The following is a 17,659-nucleotide window of genomic DNA, read 5'->3' on the forward strand; positions in this document are numbered from 1 at the left end:
TGTTGCGCTGCTGCTCGATTTCGTTGGAACCGGCCTGCAGCTTGCTGCCGAGGGTCTTGAGCTGCTGTACATCTGCGCCCCAAATAGCCATGGTGTTTCTCCTTGATCATTCACGGACCCGAACTGTTCGGCATCCCGGCGGTCTCCGGTTCGTTCCGGAAGATCCATTACCTAGAAACTATCCCGGCCCGGGAAAGAGTGTCGATGGGGACGCCTCCCCATACAGGAGTCCCCATGCGGTGCAGCCGTCGGTGCCGGGGAGCCTTGAACAGCCCTCCGCGGCGGAGCATCCTTGAACCGGACAGGGCGACCTTGAACGGCGCAGAGGAGAAAAACCATGAGCCACGAACCGCACACTGAAGGAACCGCAGGGGTCCTCGCGGCCCTTGCGTACATCGACAATGTCGGCTTCCACGGCATCGCCACCAACCTCACCGGGCCGGCCCCGAAAATCGACAGGAACTGGGCCGCCCTGATCGGCAACGCACGCATCGCCGTCGCCGCCACACGATGGCCCGAACAGCTGAATCCGCAGGTCGAAGCGTTCCTCGCCGCGGCGGCGAAGCTGATTACTGCCCTTGAGCTGCGGGATACCGAGGCCAGCAAGGGACCCGCCGGCGAACTCCACATCAGCTACCACGCCCTCAGTGACGCAGGCTGGCAGCACCTTGCCGGGTCCGCGGGCATGGAGCCAGGAAACGCCGAAGGGCACGGACACCACCATTAGGATGTCCGTGCCCTTCCGCTCCTACTTCCCGAAGCTGCGCAGCCTCAGCGAATTCGCCACCACCAGTACCGAGCTGGCAGCCATCGCCGCGCCCGCGATCATCGGATTCAGCAGGCCCAGGGCCGCCACCGGAATGCCGATCGCGTTATAGAAGAACGCCCAGAACAGGTTCGTCTTGATCGTGGACAGGGTCTTCCTCGACAGTTCAATCGCCTGCACCAGCTGCCCCAGCTCGCTGCCCATGACCGTCAGGTCCGAGGCCTCGATCGCCACATCCGTGCCCGAACCCATCGCGATGCCCAGGTCCGCCTGCGCCAGCGCCGCCGCGTCATTCACGCCGTCGCCGGCCATGGCTACAGTCGCCCCGCGGGCCTGCAACTGCCGGACCGCGTCCACCTTGCCTTCCGGCAGGACCCCGGCGAACACATCCTCCGGGGCGATCCCGACGGCGTCCGCCACCTGGGCGGCCACCGCGGCGTTGTCGCCGGTCAGCAGCATGGGCCGGATGCCCATCTCCTTGAGCCGCGCGATCGCCGCCGCGGAGCCCTCCTTGATCGTGTCCCGGAGGGTGACGATCCCGGCCGTCGTGCCGTCCACGGCCACCCAGATCGCGGTGGCGCCGCCGGCTTCCGCCTCTGCCAGTGCCTTGCGCTGCGCCTCGTCCGGCCGGATGCCGTTCTCTTCCAGCCAGCCGGAACGGCCGACGACGACGGCGCGTTCGGCGCCGTCCAGCGTCACCGTTCCGCGGACTCCGCCGCCCGCCGCCGAACTGAACGCCGTCACTGCCGGGAGGCCGCCGCCGTCGGGCAGTGCGTCCTTGGCGGCAGCGGCAATCGCGTGCGCGATCGGGTGCTCGGACGCGGCCTCCACCGCGCCCGCCAGGGTGAGGACGTCAGCCTCGCGGTGACCGTTCAGGGCGACAGCGCCGTCCACGGCGAGCTTGCCGCTGGTCACCGTGCCGGTCTTGTCCAGCAGGATGGTGTCCACGGTGCGGGTGTCTTCCAGGACCTGCGGGCCCTTGATGAGGATGCCCAGCTGCGCACCGCGGCCGGTACCCGTCAGCAGGCCCACCGGCGTGGCGAGCCCCAGGGCGCACGGGCACGCGATCACCAGGACCGCGACGGCGGCCGTGAAGGACGCGTTGAGGTCGCCGGTGACGAGGAACCACACCAGGAAGGTGAGCACCGCGATCACCAGCACCACCGGCACGAACACCGCGCTGATGCGGTCCGCGAGCCGGGCGATGGGCGCCTTGCCCGTCTGTGCCTGGCTGACCAGCCGCCCCATCTGGGCCAGCGTGGTCTCCGAACCCACTCGGGTGGCGCGCACCAGCAGCCGGCCCGAGGTGTTGATGGTGGCACCCGTGACCTGGCTGTCCGGGCCGACCTCCACCGGGACGGATTCGCCGGTCAGCAGTGAAGCGTCGACGGCGGACGCGCCCTCGGTGACAACGCCGTCCGTGGCGATCTTTTCGCCCGGGCGGACCACGAAAATGTCGCCCACACGGAGCTGCTCGGCCGGGATCTTGTGCTCAACACCGTCCCGCAGGATGGTGGCGTCCTTCGCGCCAAGGCTCAGCAGGGCCTTGAGGGCATCGCCGGCCTTGGCCTTCGCATTCGCCTCCAAGTAGCGGCCGAGCAGCAGGAACGTGGTGACCACCGCGGCCACCTCGAAGTACAGGCCACCGCCCATGCCTTCCATGGATTCCATGCCCGGGTGCTCCGTCATCAGCGGATTGCTGAACAGCTGCCACGCCGAGTACAGGTAGGCCGCCAGCACGCCGATCGACACCAGCGTGTCCATGGTGGAGGCGAAGTGCCTCGCGTTGATCGCGGCGGCCCTGTGGAACGGCCAGGCCGCCCAGCTCACCACCGGCAACGCCAGAACCGCCGCCACCCAGCCCCAGTGCGCGAACTGGAGCGCCGGGATCATCGAAATCGTGAACACAGGGACCGTGAGGACCGCGGCGACGATCAGGCGCGGGCGGAGCTGTTTCGCTGCGGGGCCGTGACGCATGTGGTCTGCGTGCTCACCGTGCTCGACGGCGGTGTGGTCGCCTGTCGCGACGGCACCGCCGCTGTGGTCATATTCCGTTGCGCCGTGGTCGCCGTGATGCTCGTGGTGTCCGCCGCCGTCGTGCTCGTTTTGCGTGGTTTGGTCCTTGAGCCGGGCCTTGTAGCCCGTGGCGTTGACTGTGTCTACGATCTGCTGGTCCGTGATGCCTGCCGGGACCGTGACGCTGGCGGATTCGAGGGGCAGGTTCACGGAGGCTTCGACGCCGTCCAGCTTGCCGAGTTTACGTTCAACCCGGGCTACGCATGACGCGCAGGTCATGCCCTCGATATCCAGTTCGATGACGCGGGTACCTTGCTTTTCAAATAAGTCCTGGTTCCCCACAGTTCCCCCTACGCGTCGTTGGCCACGACCAGGTAGCCGGCTTCGGCCACGGCTTCGCCGATCTCCGCGGGGGAGAGCTCCTGGGTGGACGTAATGGTCACGGTTGAGATGCCGCCGGCGTTCAGGTCCACCGAAACGGACTTCACGCCGTCGAGCGCTTCAAGTTCTTCACTCACAGAAGAGACACAGTGGCCGCAGGTCATGCCGGAAACGCTGACGTTGGTTTGGATGGTGGCGGTGTTCTGTGCCATGACGTGCTCCTTGGTGGTGAGTTGAATGGTGTGGTGAGAGTTGGCGGTGTTACCGCAGCAGGCGCCCGATGGCATCCGTGGCCTCCTTGACCTTGGCGTTGATGGCTTCCGCACGGGCTTCGGGATCCGGTTCCGAAGCGGCGCCCACCACGCAATGCGTGATGTGCTCCTCCAGCAGGCCAAGGCTGACGGCGTGCAACGCCTTATTCACAGCCGCAACCTGCGTGAGGATGTCGATGCAGTATTTGTCCTCGTCAACCATGCGGGCAATGCCGCGGACCTGTCCTTCGATCCGCTTCAGCCTGCGCAGGTAAGCATCCTTGTTCGAGGCGTAGCCGTGCTGGGCGTGCGGCTGATCTTCGGACGGATCCGAAGCAGGGGCAACGCCGGCCGGGGTGGTGGTGGGATCTACCGTGCTCATGCGAACAATGTATACCCCCTGGGGGTAATACACAAGTACCCCCAGGGGGTATAAACCCGGCTAGGATGGCGCTCGGCCGAACAAGCCCACGGAAAGGACCATCATGCAGGAAGCGGCACACGGCAGCGAGACGCCGGAAAACTTCGCGAACGACGGCAGCGCCGCGGCCTACTTCAAGGCCAAACTCCGCTTCGAGATCGACGTCATGGCGGTGGCCGAAGCCCCGGCCGGCAGCCTGGTGGTGGTGGACACCCGGCGCCGGGCATCCTGGGACCACGGGCACATTCCGGGCGCGGTGCATCTGCCCACCGCGCAGATCCCGGAGCGGGCACCCGGGCTGATTCCGGCGGGCAGCCACGTGGTGGTCTACGGCTGGGGCCCGGGCTGCAACGGCGGAACCTTCGCCGCGCTCGCCTTCGCGGAGCTTGGCTACCGGGTGCAGGAGATGATCGGCGGGATTGAGTACTGGGCGCGGAACGGACTGCCCGTCGAAACCGCCGACGGCGTCACCGTCCGCGAGTTCGACAGCCTCGTCACTGCGCACCAGCCCCAGTAGAGGGCAGCGCCCGCACGCAACGCACCCAAGCGGTCCGCACCAAAGGCGCGGACCGCCGTCGGGCCTCAGCTGCCCGGAAGCCTCAGCTGCCCCACATGGCCGGGTACAGCGGCGTCACCGTCAGGCTCTCGAGCCGGGCCGTTCCTCCTTCCGAGAAGAGCGCGATGCTGTTGGCGCCGGCCGCGGGGAACACCTGGTCCGTGATGGTGGCCAGGCCGTCCTGGGCGAAGAGCTCCACGGAGGCCCGGTCCACGTACAGCCGTAACCGGAGGCGGCCGTCGACCAGTTCCACGCGGGCGTCTTCCACGGAACTGAAGGCCGGGTGGAAGGTTTCGTTGCCGGAGTTGCTCCTGTCGATGGAAAGCCGCTGCGTGGCCGTGGCGTAGCCGATCCGGGTTGATTCGCTGGCGTTTCCGAGCACCTTCAAACCAAAGGAGGACGCCGTTCCAGGGGAGAACTCGGCGTCGATCTGCAACGTGTCCCCGGTGACGGGAAGGGTGGTGGTTCCCGCTTGGATGTCCTGGGCGGGAGCCGTGTACGCGGCCGCAGTGTTCTTCAGCGCGTCCGCCTGGGACACCACCTGCTGCCTCAGCCGCGGGCCGGCCGGCGTCTGGGTGAGGACCACTTCGCGCGGCAACGCCATGGTTCCGCGCCAGGTGGTGGTGGGCGTGTCCTGGCCGTAGTCCCAGTTGTTCATCCAGCCCAGCATGATGCGTTTCCCGCCCGGGGCATTGTTGAAGGACACCGTTGCGTAGTAGTCGCGGCCCCAGTCCAGCCAGTCGTGCGGCTCCAGGCGGGAGGTATCGGACAGCACGAACTCGTCCGCCAGGATGTGCCCCCAGCCGCCGCGGTTGTTGTCCACGATCCTGATGCTTGCCTGGCTGCCCTTGTAGGCGCTGACGTCCCAGGCGGTCCAGGCGAGGTGTTCGGTGTTGGCACCCGTGGCCGTCCGGACGGTCTGGCCGTTGACCACCAGGTTTACGGTGGTTTCGCTGCTGCGGACTTTCGCCGGCTCGGAACCGAGGACCATGTTGTCCAGGGTCAGGTGTCCCCACGGGCCCGTCGCGTTGTCCACGATCCGGATCCGGGCGATTTGCCCGTACCAAGGGGAAACGTCCCAGTTCTGCCAGTTCAGGTCTCCGGAAGTCCGGCCTGTGGCCGTGCGGACGGGCACACCGCCCACCAGCAGTTCCACCTGGAGCTGCCCGTCGTACCGCTCGCCGCCGCCCAGGAGGAAGCCGATGTTCGTGTTGGTCAGGTAGAACTCGGGGGAGGTGATGGTGCCGGTGTTGTTGTCCTGGTACGGGCCGCCTTCGAAGGTGTTGATCCGCTTCCCGATGGCGAATTCACCGCCCGACGCCGACGGGTTCCGTGCCGCCTGGAAGTCGCCGCTGAGCTGCCAGCCGGCGTCGCTGAGCGTTCCGGGGTAGTCGAAGCCGTCGAAGAGGAGGTACCCGGGAGGCGGCTGGTTGCCCGATTGCTGTCCGGGCCCCTGCGGATGCCTGCCGCCGCCCACCAGGAAGTTGAGGTAGTCCTTGTCCACGGTGAAGGGCGCCGACTCCATGGTGCCCACCGGGTTGTCGCCGCCGTGGAAGCTGTTCACCAACCCGGCCCCGACGGCGCCCATCACCTGCTGTTGCCCCGGCAGGCTCCCGGCGGCCGGAGCGTTTCCCCACGGGCCGGCGCTGTTGGACGGATCGTTCCGGACGTTCCATCCGCTGTAGTTTCCGCCGTTGAAGCCCGCGAGGACGTTCCCGGCCGGAAGCTGGTCAGCCGGATCGATGTTGTCGGCGGTAAACGTCGTCCCGTTGAAATCGCCCACGAAGTACTGGCCGCCGCTGCCGCCGCCCACCGCGCCCGGATTGATGTTCACGGCCAGGACCCACTTGATGTTGTTGGGATTGCCGTCCACGGCCAGGGGGAACAGGTCCGGGCATTCCCATTGCCCGCCGAAGGCATTCGCCGGCCCGAAGTCATCCAGGTAGATCCAGTCCTTCAGGTTGCTGCTCTTGTAGAAGAGGACGCGGTGCTCATCGGCCTCGACGGCGGCCATCACCCAGTAATCCGGCCCGGAAGGGTTGTCGTACCAGAAGACCTTGGGGTCCCGGAAGCCGGAGGTGTTCCTGTTGAGGACAGGATTGTTGGCGTACTTGGTCCAGCTCTGGCCATCGTCCAGGCTGTAAGCCAGCGATTGCGCCTGCTTGCCGGCGAGCGTGGGGTGCGCTCCTGTGTAGTTGCTCGTGTACACGGCGACCAGTGGCGGGCTCTGCAGGGTCCCGAATCCGCTGCTGTTCTGGGTGTCCACCACCACGGAGCCGGAGAAAATCTCCTCGATCACCTGGCCGGAACCGTTGAAGCCGCGGGAAATGGCGAGCGGCTGTTCCTGCCAGTGGATGAGGTCCGTGGAGGAAGCATGGCCCCAGCTCATGTCTCCCCAGCGGGTGCCGTTCGGGTTGTACTGGTAATACATGTGGTACTTGCCGTTGTGGTAGACCAGCCCGTTGGGGTCGTTCATCCAGTTCTTTTCCGGCGTGTAGTGCAGGTAAGGGCGGTATTGCTGCGTCGCCGGGGCGGGATCGGTGGCGAGGGCAGCGTTCGGGATGATGGCAAAGGAAGCGGCGGTGAGTGCCGCCACCGTCCCGAGCGAAAGCAATGCTTTGGTGCGTCTTGTCATCGTTGACAGACCTTTCAGGAGTGCTTGCCTTGCGAAGTGCAGTGAACGACGACGGCGGACATCACCTTAAGGCGGCGTCCGCCGTCGTCGTTGGTGTTGGGCCAGCCGGCCCGGCAGATCCTGCGGCGCGGCCCCTAAGGCGTCGCGCGGAAGGAGTAGCTGCTCTGGTACGGCTCGAACTGGGCCTGGGTAGCGCTGTCCAGGACCTTGGTTCCGGTGGTTGCCGAATCGAGCACCACGGCCTTGACGGCGACGGCCGACACCGTGTTGTTGGCCGCGATGTAGTTGTTGTTCCCGGAGGCCACCAGGATGATCGTGGGCGTGGCGCCGGAGGGCCGCACCGAGGCGGCGGGGACGTCGTAGCTGAAGTGGTTGCCCGTCACCGTGTTGCTGCCGCCCTCGATATGCACCAGCCCGAAGAGGTCGTCCAGGCCGTTGTTGTACGGCTTGAGCGGATCGAAGGGCTCCATCTGGCGGAGGAAGTGGTTGGCGCCCACCAGGTTCTCGGTGCAGGCGCCCTCGAAATGCACCATGCCGGGGTAGAACGCGTGGAAGCGGTTGGCCGTGATGGATGAGCGGGTGCAGCCCTTGAAATGGACGCTGCTCTTGCCGCGGGGGAAGACGTTGTTCCCCGAGACCAGGAGCCCCCAGTGGTTCTCGGCGAAGATCGAGAAGCCCACGTATCCGGCGCCGATCAGGTTGTCCGTCACTTTGCTGGCCTGGCCGGAGCCGATCAGTTTCACGCAGGTGCCGTTCTCCGCCAGGAAGTTTCCGCTGACGCTGAGGGCGTCGGCGTCCCTGACTACCACGCCGTGCTCCAGGTACACCATGCCCATGCCCTCCACGCGGCAGGCGTCGTTGGCGGAGTCGAAGAGGATGCCGGTCTTGCCGTTCACGTAGGAGTTCTGGTTGCTGCCGAAGGAGACGCCGTCCAGGCAGAAGTTCTCGAACACCACGCCGCTCAGCCGCGGATCGCCGGTGCGGAAGACCCGGAATGCTTCGCCGTTGCCGTCGGTGTTTTCCACCCGGACGCGGCTGCCGCCGGGGTTGATCTCATGCCAGCCTGAGGTGTTGCCCGCGTTGTAGCGGATGCTCAACGAGGTGAAGCCGTGGCCCGAGCCGCGGATCGTCAGGTAGCTGACGTCCACGTTCACGCGGGTCTTGAGGGAGTAGTCTCCCGGCGGAATGTAGATCACGGCGCCGGGCTTGGACGCCTGGTTGCTCTGCTGGGCCTTGATGTCGGCAATGATGCTGTTGATGATCAGCCCGATGTCGTTGTACGGCGTGGCCGAGGGGTTTCCCGGGACGGACCAGGTGGTGACGTCGTAGACAGTGGTCAAAGCGTGTTCTCCTCACATCGTTGGGGGTGAAAGCTGTGGCTTGGGGTCGCGGTAGGCCGCGGGGTCGCCGGAAGCGTGCCGGGTCGCCGCAACGTTCCGGCGACCCGGCAGTGTTCCGGCGAATTCGGTGCTCTGGGTGCTGGGTGTGCGGGCGCTGCCTGGCTAGAGGACGCCGATCAGGTGCCGGTGTCCTGTGCCCGACTGTCCCGTGCCCGACGGCGCCTGGCCGCTTGCCAGGGCGGCCGGCTGTTCCGGCGGGGCTGCGTGCGCCGGGCTGCTGAATGCCGTGACCGCGACGGCGGTGCCCGCTGCTGCGGCCGTGGCCACGAGGGCCCGCAGCACGTTCCGGCGGCTGACGTCCGGGATGGGCTTCATCTGTTCTCCTTTGAACTCCTGGTATTCGGATGGGTGTGGTGCGGCGTGCCGTTCGGACGGGGGAGCGCCTCGGACGTTGCCCGGCCTTGGTGGTGCTGCCGGATCCCGTGGCCGCTGAATCGATGGTTCCCGCCGAAATCGATGGTGCGCATCATCGAGCCCGAGGGGAACCATCGATTCGGGTGAGGGTCGGGGCCGCGGAACCCCGGCCGGAACCAGCCACGAACCAGCCACGGAACCCGCCACGAAACCGGGCCTCGAAGCATCACGGATCCGTGCCTCAAAGCTGGCCCGGACCCGCTCCGCCAAAATCTGCCAAAACGGTTTTTCGCCGCGCGATGACATTACGGCCGCGCAAACCTTTGCGTCAAGGGTCGAAAACCTTTGCGTCGGCCTCGCAAACATTTTCGAGGTGACCCTTGACACATCGATTTGGCATCCCTACGGTTGTGCCAAGTCGTTTTGGCAAAACGATTCTTCACCCCGATCAATCTCGCCAGTTCCGTTCGAGAGAAAGTGAGTCGACAGCGATGTCCACTCGTAAGACCATCAAGAGCTTCGCCGCAATCGGCGGCATCTGCACCGCCGTCGCGCTTGTGGCAACCGGATGCGGCGCTGGGGGCCCGTCGTCCACGGGTAGCGCCGCCAGCAGCACCGTCAACGTCCTTGTTGAAGCCGGCGGCCACGCCGAACTCAGCGGCGTCGCCGAGCAGTGCAAGAAGGACGCGGGAGTCACCGTGAACTTCGTCGAACTGCCCTACGACGGCATGTTCAACCGCCTTTCCAGCGAGTTCTCCTCCGGCAACGTCTCCTTCGACGTCGCCGCCCTGGACTCGGTCTGGCTTCCCAGCTTCAAGGACGCCGTCCAGCCCATCGATGAACTCTTCACCGACGAGGCCAAGAAGGACATCTTCCCGGCCCTGGTCAAGGAAGCCAGCGTGGACGGCCACTTCATCGGCATGCCGGCCTGGACGAACGCGGAGATCATCCTCTACCGCAAGGACCTCTTCGAGGACGCCAAGAACAAGGCCGATTTCAAGGCCAAGTACGGCTACGAGCTGGCCGCACCCACCACCTGGAAGCAGTACCAGGACATCTCCGCCTTCTTCACCAAGGACGGCATGTACGGCACGGACGTGAAGGGCGCCGTCGAGACCGAATGGCTGGCGCACGTGCTGCAGGCCGGTTCGCCCATGGTCCTGGACGCCGACGGCAAGGTGGTGGTGGACAACGCCGCCCACAAGGAAGCCCTGGACTTCTACGTGAGCCTCGGCAAGTCGGCGCCGTCCGGTGCCGCACAGGTCGACTGGGCCGCCGCGCAGAACCTCTTCAACCAGGGCAAGACGGCGATGACCCGCTTCTGGGCGCACGCCTACCGCCAGATTCCCAAGGACTCCCCGGTGGCCGGCAAGGTGGGCGCCGCGGCGATGATCGGCGGCAGCGCCGGCGTCGCGGGCGTTCCGGGCCCGTGGTACCTGTCCGTACCGAAGGCCACCAAGAACACCGAGGCGGCCAAGAAGTTCGTCAAGTGCGCCTACGACCACAACAGCATGGGCATCGAATCGAACCTCGGCCTGGCCGCCCGCATCTCCGCCTTCGAGAAGTACCAGGACAAGCCGGGCTACGAGAGCTTCAAGCCGCTGATCGAAACCCTCAACGGCAAGGCCACCGCCACCCGCCCCGCAACGGCCAAGTGGCAGCAGATCGTGGACACCGTGCTGGTGCCGACGCTGCAGAAGGCCGTGGCCGGCGGTGACACCGCCGCCCTCCTCGCCGACGCCAAGAAGCAGATCGAGGACCTCCTCAAGTAAGACTCCGCGGCCGGCACCTGCCAAGGCAGGCCCGCCTGGCGGCATCCGCCGCCGAACGGCACCGGTACAGGTGCCGGCCGTGGCTCCAACCAGCGGAAGAGAAAACCGTGCGTATCTCCGATCGCCGCTTCGCATTGTTCCTGATGACCCCAGCGGCGCTGTTCCTGGCAATATTTGTGGCCTACCCCTTGTTCCGCCTGGTGGCGGACAGCTTCTTCAAGATCTCGCCGATCGCCGGCGGCCCGCGCGACTTCGTCGGCTTCGAGAACTACCTCCGGGCCTTCGCGTCCGAGGCCTTCATGGGCGCCGGCTGGCGGACCCTGGCCTACACGGCCGTGGTGGTCACCCTCGAATTCGCCCTGGGCCTCGGCATGGCCTTGCTGTTCACCGCGCTGGGCCGCAGCTCCCAGATCTGGCGGACCGTGTTCATGTACCCGCTCATGATCGCCCCGATCGTGGCCGGCCTGCTGTGGAAGTTCCTGATGATCGACAACTTCGGCCTCATCGGGACCGTCCTGCACCAGCTGGGCATCCTGTCCAACCCCAACCAGATCGGCTGGCTCTCGGACCCGGACATCGTGCTGTTCTCGGTGGCCATCCCGGACATCTGGCTGACCACCTCCTTCATGTGCCTGGTGCTCTTTGCCGGCCTGCAGAACATCCCCGGTGACCTGATCGAGGCGGCGCGGCTGGACGGCGCCACGGCCCCCACGCTGCTGTTCCGGATCATCCTGCCGCTCCTGCGGCCGGTGATCGCCGTGGCCCTGGTGGTGCGCGGCATCGACGCGGCCCGGGCCTTCGACACCATCCTCATCCAGACCAACGGCGGGCCGCAGTCCGCCTCCGAAACCATGAGCCTGCTGATCTACCGCACCATGATCCGCTTCGGCGATCCCGGCCTGGCAAGCGCCATGGGCACCATCTACCTGCTGGCGATGCTCGGCGTCGCGTTCTTCGCGGTGGCCACCATCTGGCGGCCCGGAAAGGACAACTGATGAGCATCGCCGAACGCACCAGGCCCGACGCCGGGAAGGCGGCCGCAGTGACCACCGCACCTTTTGTTCCACCCGCCCCAGCCGCCCGCCGTCGTCGGGGCGTCAACCGGGAAGGCCTGGAGGCCGGCAAGCGCAGTACCCGGACGCTGCTCTGGATCCTGCTCGCCGCCGCGATGGTCCTCTACGGCTTCCCGTTCCTCTACCTGCTGTTCACGTCCTTCAAGACGCCGATCGACACCATCGCGGTGCCGCCCACCATCCTGCCCAAGGAATGGACGCTGGAGAACTACGCCAACGCCCTGGGCCGCAGCGGCGTGCTGGCTTCCTTCATCAACAGCGCCCAGACCGCCGTCATCAGCACCGTGCTCTCCTTGGTGCTGGCGGTCCCGGCGGCGTACGGCATCACCCGGTACAAGACGCCCAGCGGACGCGTTTTCATCATGGCCGCGCTGGTGACCCGCATGGTGCCGCCGGTGGCCATCGGCATTCCGCTGGCCACCATGATGTCCTCGGTGGGCTTGGCGGATACGCCGATCGCCCTCTCGATCGCGCACACCACCATCTCCCTGCCGCTCTCCATCTGGCTCATGTCCAGCTTCTTCGAAGCGGTGCCCAGGGACCTGGAGGAAGCCGCCACGGTGGACGGCTGCTCCCGGCTCGGCGCGCTGTGGCGGGTGGTGATCCCGGTGGTGTCCGGCGGCATCGCGGTGACCGCCATCTTCGCCTTCCTGGCCTCCTGGAACGAGTTCCTGTTCGCGCTCCTGATGACCGCCATCCGCTCGCAGACCACCCCCGTGGTGATCGCGAACTTCCAGACCCAGTTCGGCCTGGACTGGGGATCCATGACGGCGCTCGCCGCGGTCTACTCGATCCCGGTCATCCTGCTCACGCTCCTGCTGCAGCGCAAGATCGTGGCCGGCATGACGCTCGGCGCCGTGAAGGGCTGAGCCGGCGCATGAGCTACAAGAACATCGGCATCAAGGATGTGGCCGCGGCCGCCGGCGTCTCCGTGACCACCGTCTCGCACGTCCTGAACGAGGTGGCCTACGCCCGGATCAGCCCCGAAACGCGGGACAAGGTGCGGGCCGCGGCGGAGCAACTGGGCTACGGCCCCAACCGCCTGGCCCAGGCCCTCCGGACGCGCAGGACCGGCATGCTGGGGCTGGTGAGCGAGGACATCGCCACCACGCCTCACGCGGGCCGGATCATCCTCGGTGCCGATGAGGCCGCGAAAGCCCGCGGCTACAGCCTGATGATCATCAACACCTCCGGTTCGGCCAGCCTCGAATCCCGGCAGGCCGACGTCGAGGCCCTCCTGGAACGCCGGGTGGACGGCATCCTGTACGCCACCATGTACCACCGCACCGTGGAACTGCCGGCCAACCTCGCCAGCGTCCCGTCCGTACTGGTGGACTCGGTGGCGACCGGAGGGAACATCACCGCGGTGATCCCGGACGAGGAGGGCGGGGCGCGTGCCGCCGTCGGCGCCCTCCTCGAAGCAGGCCATACCAAGGTGGGCTTCCTCAACAACACCGACGACGTCCCGGCCACCCGGCTGCGGCTGGCGGCCTTCCGGGCCGTGCTCAACGAAGCAGGGCTCGACGGCGGCGCGGCACCTGTGGAGGCCGAGGTTTCCGAGGTGCATGGCGGCTATGCCGCGGCCCGCCGGATCCTGTCCGGCCCGGACCGGCCCACCGCGTTGTTCTGCTACAACGACCGCATGGCGATGGGAGCCTACCGCGCCGCCGCGGAACTGGGACTGCGGATTCCGGACGATCTTTCGGTGGTGGGCTTCGATGACCAGGAACTGATCGCCGCCAACCTCCAGCCGGGCCTCACCACCGTGGCCCTGGCCCACTACGACATGGGTGCCTGGGCCACCGAGCACCTGATTGACGCCGTCGAGGGGAAGACCGACCTTTCCCTCATGGCACTCCACCCGACCATCCTGGGCTGCCCCCTGGTGCGCCGCGAGTCCATCGCGGCTCCGCGCCTGCAGGCAGCCATCCACTCCTGAAAAGGAACGCCAAGACATGTCCAGCTGCCTTGATGCCACCCGCCCGGAAACCGCGCCGGAGGAAACAAGCGGCGACGGAACTCCCGGGTTCCGGCCCGCCATCCACTACACGGCGCGGGACACCTGGCTGAACGATCCTAACGGCCTGGTCTTCCACGGGGGCCTGTACCACCTCTTCTACCAGAACAACCCGCACGGGAACGTCTGGGGCAACATGTCTTGGGGCCACGCCACCTCCCGCGATCTGCTGCACTGGACCGAACACCTGGTGGCCATTCCCTGCGACGCGACGGAGGATGTGTTCTCCGGCAGCGTGGTGGTGGACCACGGCAACACCTCCGGCTTCGGCACGGCGGAGGCTCCGGCCCTGGTGGCCGTGTACACGAGCTTCTTCAAGGCGGGCACGCATGCTGACACGCAGGCCCAGTCCCTCGCCTACAGCACGGACGCCGGCATGACGTGGCACAAGTACGAAGGGAACCCGGTCCTCACCCGGCATTCGGCGAACTTCCGCGACCCCAAGGTGTTCCGCTACCAGGGCGAACAGGGGGATTACTGGGTAATGGCCGCCGTCGAAGCGCAGGAGCAGAAGGTGCTCTTCTACCGCTCGGAGGACCTGAAATCCTGGGAGTTCCTCAGCGACTTCGGCCCCGCCAACGCTGACGCCGGCGAGTGGGAATGCCCCGACCTTTTCCCGCTGCCGGTGGACGGCGACCCGGACACCATCCACTGGGTGCTGATCGTGAACGTCAACCCGGGCGCGGTGGCCGGCGGTTCCGGGGGACAGTACTTCGTGGGAGAGTTCGACGGCGTCCGTTTCGTTCCGGACGCCGGTTCCCTCGCGGCACCCGGGGGAGTGTCCGCCGTCGCCGATCCCGAAGAAGCAGCCGCCGCCCTGCGGGACTGCCTCTGGCTGGACTGGGGGCGGGACTGCTACGCCTCCGTCTCCTTCAGCGAGGTCCCGGACGGCCGGCGCATCATCGTCGGCTGGATGAACAACTGGGACTACGCCAACCAGCTGCCCACCGCACCGTGGCGCTCCTCGATGACGCTCGCGCGCGAACTGGGCCTGACGACGGCCGGCGGTTCCGTGCGGCTGGTCCAGCGGCCGGTTCTGGGCGAGCTTTCAGGGGACGCTTTTGAACGCCGCGATGTCGAACTGCGGGATTCGAACATCCGCTTGCCGGACGCCGTTCCCGGCAGCGCCCACGTCATCGAGGCGGAAATCCTCCCCGGCGACGCCGGGCGCATCGCGTTCCGGCTCCTCGGAAGCAGCGACGGCGGCGAGGGAACCATCCTCAGTTACGAACCCGCTGGCGGCCTCCTCACCCTCGACCGCCGGCACTCCGGAAACACTGCGTTCAACCCGAAGTTCGCCTCGGCCGAATCAGCCCCGCTCGTCCTGGAGGACGGCGTGCTTAAGCTGCAGATCGTCGTCGACCAGTGCTCGGTGGAGGTTTTCGCCCAAGGCGGCGCGGTGGTCATCAGCGATCTTGTCTTCCCTTCCGGCGGCAGCCAGGAGTTCCTGCTGTCCGTGGAGGGCGGCACGGCAACCATCCGGAAACTCACCGTCTCAACCCTCGCCTGAACGGCACACAAAGGAAGAACCATGTCCAGCAGCAATTACTACGACGTCACCGACTGGCCCATCGGCAACCCCTCCGAGGATGTCGGCGAGGTCATCAACAGCATCATCGCCGACATCAAGAAGCGCCAGGGCGAGGCGGACGTGAACGACGGCGGCAAGCCGGGTGCCGTGATCTACCTGCCGCCGGAGGACTACCGCCTGCGCACCCAGGTGGTGATCGACGTCAGTTTCCTCCGGATCCAGGGTTCGGGGCACGGCTTCACCTCGTCGAGCATCCGCTTCAATGTCCCGCAGGATGAATGGCCCGGGCTTCATGAGTTGTGGCCTGGCGGGAGCCGCATCCTCGTGGACCTGCCGGGCGGCTCAGCGGAGGCGGCCGGTGCCGCGTTCTACGTGGAACGGATGGGCAGCCCGCGGATCAGCTCCGTGGAATTCGCCAATTTCTGCATCGACGGCCTGCATTTCACCGATGACGGCTCGGGACTGCCCGCGGAGAACAGCTACGTCAACGGCAAGACCGGCATCTACGTGGCGAACGCCAACGACTCCTTCCGCGTGACCGGCATGGGCTTCATCTACCTCGAGAACGCCCTGACCATCTACCACGCGGACGCGCTGTCCATCCACGACAACTTCATCGCCGAATGCGGCAGCTGCATCGAACTGCGCGGCTGGGGGCAGGCCTCCAAGGTCACCGACAACCTGATCGGGGCAGGCTTCAAGGGCCACTCCATCTACGCCGAAAACCACGGCGGACTGCTCATCACCGCCAACAACGTGTTCCCCCGCGGTGCCAGCAGCGTGCACCTCAGCGGCGTCACTCGCTCCAGCGTCACCAACAACCGCCTGCACTCCTTCTACCCGGGCATGGTGGTCCTGGCGGACAACAGCTCCGAGAACCTCGTGGCCACCAACCACTTCCTGCGCGACCACGAACCGTGGACACCGTTCCTGGGAGTCGACAACGGCGTGGACGACCCCAGCGGACTGCTCCGGATCAGCGGCAACCACAACACCGTCGTCGGGAACCATTTCTCGGAGGTGGTCGATGCGGAAAGCATCCGCCCGGCGGGCGCGACGCCGGTGATCATCCGGCTGCTCGAAGGGAGCGGGAACTTCGTCTCCAACAACCACGTGGTGGCTTTGGATGTCCGCGCCGCCTCGAGCGATTCCTGCTTCTCCGCCCAGGTGGACGCGCTGCTGACCACGGCGGCGTCGGACGGGCTGGCGGTCACGGCGGTCCTGGTGGATCCCGCGTCCGCCCGGAACACGGTCCTGGATTCCGGGACCGAGGCCCAGGTCATCGCGGACAGGACGGTCAACGCCCTGCGGTACACGCCCGGCATCGGCGCCTAGGCCGCACGCTCCCATCGCGGCATAAACTGCTAGTCACGGCCGGGGCCCGCGCCCCGGCCGGACAGCAGCCATGACGACGTGGGAGAGATGTTGAACAACAAGACAGTGGGCATCAGGGACGTTGCCGCCGCAGCCGGAGTGTCCGTCACCACTGTCTCCCACGTCCTCAACGATGTCTCCTACGCCCGCATCAGCGCCGAAACCCGGGACAAGGTGCGGGAGACGGCGGCCCGGCTGGGCTACGGACCCAACCGCCTGGCCCGCGCCCTGCGGACCCAGCGCTCCGGCATGATCGGCTTCATCAGCGAAGAAATCGCCACCACCCCGCACGCCGGCCGGCTCATCCTCGGCTCAGAGGTGACGGCCAAGGCACGCGGCTACAACATCATGATCATCAACTCCACCAGCACCGGTTCGCCGGAGTCGCGGGAGAACGACGTCGCCGCCCTCCTGGAACGCCAGGTGGACGGCATCCTCTACGCCACCATGTACCACCGCCGCTTCACCATCCCCCGGAACCTCAGCGGGATTCCCGCGGTGCTGGTGGACTCGGAGGACATCGGAGGCTCGATTGCCTCGGTGGTCCCGGACGAGGAAGGCGGCGCCCGCACCGCCGTGCAGGTACTGATCGACGCCGGGCACACCAGGATCGGCATGATCAACAACACCGACGACGTCCCCGCCACCCACGCGCGGCTGCGCGCCTTCGAGGAAACCCTCACCGACGCCGGGCTGACGTTCCACCCCGAACTGGTCCAGTCCGAACACTCCGAAGTGCCCGGCGGCTACACGGCGGCCATGCGCCTGCTGGCCGGCCCGCACCGGCCCACCGGCGTGTTCTGCTACAACGACCGCATGGCCATGGGCCTGTACCGCGCCGCCAACCAGCTCGGCATCAGGATCCCGCAGGATCTGTCCGTGGTGGGCTTCGACAACCAGGAACTCATCGCCGAGAACCTGTACCCGGCCCTGACCACCGTGGCGCTGCCGCACTACGAGATGGGTGCCTGGGCCACCCAGCACCTGATTGACGCGATCGAAGGCAAGATCGAGTTGGCGGAGTCCGCCGGGCAGCCCACCGTGGTGGACTGCCCGCTTGTGGCCCGGGATTCCGTGGCCGCCCCGGCAGGTTAGCGGCCCCGGCGGCTTAG

15 protein-coding genes are annotated in these 17,659 nt (G+C 66.8%); 9 read left to right on the forward strand and 6 right to left on the reverse strand.

All coding sequences use genetic code 11. The annotated features are described in order from the left end of the window. Positions 1-337 precede the first annotated feature (337 nt). A complete protein-coding gene (locus tag BIU82_RS15995; protein ID WP_070350457.1) occupies positions 338-727 on the forward strand; it encodes a hypothetical protein in 390 nt (129 codons plus the stop codon). A gap of 21 nt (positions 728-748) precedes the next feature. On the opposite strand, the gene BIU82_RS16000 is transcribed toward BIU82_RS15995, so the two are convergent. Genes BIU82_RS16000 through BIU82_RS16010 form a run of 3 tightly spaced genes read right to left on the reverse strand, consistent with a single transcriptional unit; the run spans position 749 to position 3,796 of the window. Beyond that, positions 749-3,124 carry a heavy metal translocating P-type ATPase gene (locus tag BIU82_RS16000; protein ID WP_070350458.1) on the reverse strand — a complete coding sequence of 792 codons (2,376 nt, stop codon included), beginning with the start codon at positions 3,122-3,124 and terminating at the stop codon, positions 749-751. A gap of 8 nt (positions 3,125-3,132) precedes the next feature. Further along, positions 3,133-3,375 carry a heavy-metal-associated domain-containing protein gene (locus BIU82_RS16005; RefSeq protein WP_070350459.1) on the reverse strand — a complete coding sequence of 81 codons (243 nt, stop codon included), beginning with the start codon at positions 3,373-3,375 and terminating at the stop codon, positions 3,133-3,135. Between the two features lie 49 nt (positions 3,376-3,424). Then, entirely contained in the window at positions 3,425-3,796 is a 372-nt protein-coding gene (locus BIU82_RS16010; protein ID WP_070350460.1) for a metal-sensitive transcriptional regulator, read from the reverse strand. A 103-nt stretch (positions 3,797-3,899) separates the two neighbouring features. On the opposite strand from BIU82_RS16010, the gene BIU82_RS16015 reads away from it, so the two are divergent. Continuing rightward, a complete protein-coding gene (locus BIU82_RS16015; protein WP_070350461.1) occupies positions 3,900-4,352 on the forward strand; it encodes a rhodanese-like domain-containing protein in 453 nt (150 codons plus the stop codon). An 82-nt stretch (positions 4,353-4,434) separates the two neighbouring features. On the opposite strand, the gene BIU82_RS16020 is transcribed toward BIU82_RS16015, so the two are convergent. From BIU82_RS16020 to BIU82_RS16030, 3 genes are all read right to left on the reverse strand, one after another. Further along, positions 4,435-7,026, reverse strand: a complete 2,592-nt coding sequence (locus BIU82_RS16020; protein ID WP_070350462.1) for a GH32 C-terminal domain-containing protein — start codon at positions 7,024-7,026, stop codon at positions 4,435-4,437. A gap of 134 nt (positions 7,027-7,160) precedes the next feature. Further along, positions 7,161-8,366 carry a NosD domain-containing protein gene (locus tag BIU82_RS16025; RefSeq protein ID WP_070350463.1) on the reverse strand — a complete coding sequence of 402 codons (1,206 nt, stop codon included), beginning with the start codon at positions 8,364-8,366 and terminating at the stop codon, positions 7,161-7,163. Positions 8,367-8,528: 162 nt separating this feature from the next. Next, positions 8,529-8,741, reverse strand: coding sequence for a twin-arginine translocation signal domain-containing protein (locus BIU82_RS16030; protein WP_070350464.1), 213 nt, complete (start codon positions 8,739-8,741; stop codon positions 8,529-8,531). A 530-nt stretch (positions 8,742-9,271) separates the two neighbouring features. Here BIU82_RS16030 and BIU82_RS16035 point away from each other — a divergent pair. From BIU82_RS16035 to BIU82_RS16065, 7 genes are all read left to right on the forward strand, one after another. Continuing rightward, entirely contained in the window at positions 9,272-10,552 is a 1,281-nt protein-coding gene (locus BIU82_RS16035; RefSeq protein WP_070350465.1) for a sugar ABC transporter substrate-binding protein, read from the forward strand. Between the two features lie 107 nt (positions 10,553-10,659). Continuing rightward, the gene (locus tag BIU82_RS16040; RefSeq protein WP_070350466.1) at positions 10,660-11,547 is read left to right on the forward strand and encodes a sugar ABC transporter permease; all 888 of its coding nucleotides are present in this window, start codon (positions 10,660-10,662) and stop codon (positions 11,545-11,547) included. Continuing rightward, the gene (locus BIU82_RS16045; protein WP_070350467.1) at positions 11,547-12,494 is read left to right on the forward strand and encodes a carbohydrate ABC transporter permease; all 948 of its coding nucleotides are present in this window, start codon (positions 11,547-11,549) and stop codon (positions 12,492-12,494) included. Before BIU82_RS16040 ends, BIU82_RS16045 begins: the two co-directional genes overlap by 1 nt. Positions 12,495-12,502: 8 nt before the next feature. Further along, positions 12,503-13,564 carry a LacI family DNA-binding transcriptional regulator gene (locus BIU82_RS16050; protein ID WP_070350468.1) on the forward strand — a complete coding sequence of 354 codons (1,062 nt, stop codon included), beginning with the start codon at positions 12,503-12,505 and terminating at the stop codon, positions 13,562-13,564. A 16-nt stretch (positions 13,565-13,580) separates the two neighbouring features. Next, on the forward strand, positions 13,581-15,152 hold the full coding sequence (locus tag BIU82_RS16055; RefSeq protein ID WP_083292389.1) for a glycoside hydrolase family 32 protein: 1,572 nt from the start codon (positions 13,581-13,583) through the stop codon (positions 15,150-15,152). Positions 15,153-15,173: 21 nt separating this feature from the next. Continuing rightward, positions 15,174-16,508 carry a NosD domain-containing protein gene (locus tag BIU82_RS16060; protein WP_070350469.1) on the forward strand — a complete coding sequence of 445 codons (1,335 nt, stop codon included), beginning with the start codon at positions 15,174-15,176 and terminating at the stop codon, positions 16,506-16,508. Positions 16,509-16,598: 90 nt separating this feature from the next. Further along, positions 16,599-17,642, forward strand: a complete 1,044-nt coding sequence (locus BIU82_RS16065; protein WP_139146667.1) for a LacI family DNA-binding transcriptional regulator — start codon at positions 16,599-16,601, stop codon at positions 17,640-17,642. Positions 17,643-17,659 lie beyond the last annotated feature (17 nt).

It is taken from the genome of Arthrobacter sp. SW1 (assembly GCF_001766675.1).
GTDB lineage: Bacteria > Actinomycetota > Actinomycetes > Actinomycetales > Micrococcaceae > Arthrobacter.